Genomic DNA, 1,848 nt, shown 5'->3' with positions numbered 1-1,848 from the left:
CAAAGACGGCAAAGGTGCTGGCCAAGGGAATTTTTCCCGCAGCGGCGAAACCGGCGGCCGTACCGATCAGATCCTGTTCGGATATACCCATATTGAAATATCGTTCAGGTGCCACTTCTTTAAAAGCATTGGATTTGGTCGCATTGCCCAAATCGGCTTCCAGTACAACTACATTCGGATTTTTATATACTTCGGTCTTTAAAGCATGACCGTATGCGGCTCTAGTAGCTGTTCCCATTATGCTTCGCCTCCCAATTCCTTAAGTGCAGCTGCGCATTCTTCTTCATTCGGTGCTTTGCCGTGCCAGCCGACAAGATTTTCCATAAAGGATACACCTTTACCTTTTACGGTTTCCGCTACAATAACGGTCGGTTTTCCAACAGTCGTCTTGGCAATCGTCAAAGCACTGCGAATGGCATCCATATTGTGACCGTCGATTTCAATAACATTCCAACCGAAGGCTCTGAATTTTTCCGCAATAGGCATGACAGACATAACTTCACTGTTTGCTCCGTCTATTTGTAACTTGTTATGATCAATAAACAAGGTCAGGTTATCCAGTTTATAGTGACTTGCCGACATGGCAGCCTCCCAAATCTGACCTTCCTGAATTTCACCGTCACCGCAAACAGCATAAACACGCCATTCAGCTCCATCCGTTTTAGCAGCCAAGGCCATGCCGTTAGCTACGGACAAACCCTGCCCCAAAGAGCCGGTAGACATATCGACCCCCGGCGTATGTTTCATATCCGGATGGCCTTGCAACATGGCACCGCATTTGCGAAGGCTGAATAATTCTTCTTCAGGAAAATACCCTTTTTCAGCCAAGACGGCATACAACGCCGGTGCCGCGTGGCCTTTAGACAACACAAAACGATCCCGGTCTGCACGATGCGGCTCGGAGGGAGTCACATCCATCGTGTCAAAGTATAATACTGTTAAAATATCCGTTACGGAAAGAGAGCCGCCGGGATGTCCCGATCCGGCTTTCGTCAACATTTTTACAATATTGCGGCGTACAGCAGTAGCCCGCATTGCCAATTCTTCATTAGTCATATTTTTCTCTCCTTTGTTCTTACCGCTCTTTTAGGAAAATATGTACGCTACTCAAGGATAATATAAAATTGCATATGAGTAAAGTATGATTTCATTTTACACATAGCACAATCAATATATTTCGATGGAAGTACCGATTTGTATGTCATAGGCGGTCAGTTTATCATCACCTTCAAGCATAATACACCCCGGTCGCTCCGGAACTTCACCGCCTTTAAAGCACAGAGTACAATGGCTTAACTCCGCCAAGGTATGAGGTGCCTCACTGCCTACGGCCGTAATCGTATAGGCCTTATCACCGATTAGCAGGGTGTCGCCTTTTGCCGGCTCGCCCATACCGCCCTTCTTCTTTTGCAAAATCGATATATCCGCCAAATCGGGCGAAGCCGTATAATCAAAAAGAATAAGCGACCGAGAATCGGGGTCTTTCAAAAACTCCAGAGCTTCCGCCCCGATAGCCACTATTTCCGAACAATATTTCATATGTTAACTCCCTTAATTCTATAACTCTTCATTAAAATTCACTAACGCCTGTGCACAGGATGCGTCGGTAATCAACGTATTTATGTAACCGCCTCGCACGGCACCGACAACAGCTTTCACCTTATCTTCACCGGCCACTACGGCAATACGCCGCGGCACCTTTCGCAAGTCGGCCAAGGTCATACCGGCCACACGCTCATTATGTGAAACAAAGGCCCGGGGTGAGCCGTTAATGTCGAAGTATTGAAGTCCTATATCGCCGACGGCACCCTGCTCGGAAAATTTTTTCAAAATTTTTTCATCTATGTA

At 46.6% G+C, this 1,848-nt stretch carries 3 protein-coding genes and 1 pseudogene; all 4 read right to left on the bottom strand.

Annotated features, from left to right (window positions below; translation table 11 throughout):
* Positions 1 to 238 (bottom strand): annotated as a pseudogene (locus tag PGX78_RS07955) (transketolase family protein); the annotation flags it as partial.
* Positions 238 to 1,056 carry a transketolase gene (locus PGX78_RS07950; RefSeq protein ID WP_006942017.1) on the bottom strand — a complete coding sequence of 273 codons (819 nt, stop codon included), beginning with the start codon at positions 1,054 to 1,056 and terminating at the stop codon, positions 238 to 240. The gene PGX78_RS07950 and the pseudogene PGX78_RS07955, both read right to left, overlap by 1 nt.
* A gap of 111 nt (positions 1,057 to 1,167) precedes the next feature.
* Complete coding sequence (locus PGX78_RS07945) at positions 1,168 to 1,539, bottom strand: PTS glucitol/sorbitol transporter subunit IIA (RefSeq protein WP_270446379.1); 372 nt, start codon at positions 1,537 to 1,539, stop codon at positions 1,168 to 1,170.
* 18 nt (positions 1,540 to 1,557) lie between these two features.
* Positions 1,558 to 1,848 (bottom strand): sugar-binding domain-containing protein (locus tag PGX78_RS07940; RefSeq protein ID WP_333524022.1); only part of this gene is annotated, 291 nt, incomplete at its 5' end.

Source organism: Megasphaera sp. AF13-6AC (genome assembly GCF_027685385.1).
Lineage (GTDB): Bacteria > Bacillota > Negativicutes > Veillonellales > Megasphaeraceae > Megasphaera > Megasphaera micronuciformis.
Note: the sequence above shows the minus strand (reverse complement) of the source record. Positions and strands in the feature narration are given on the sequence as shown.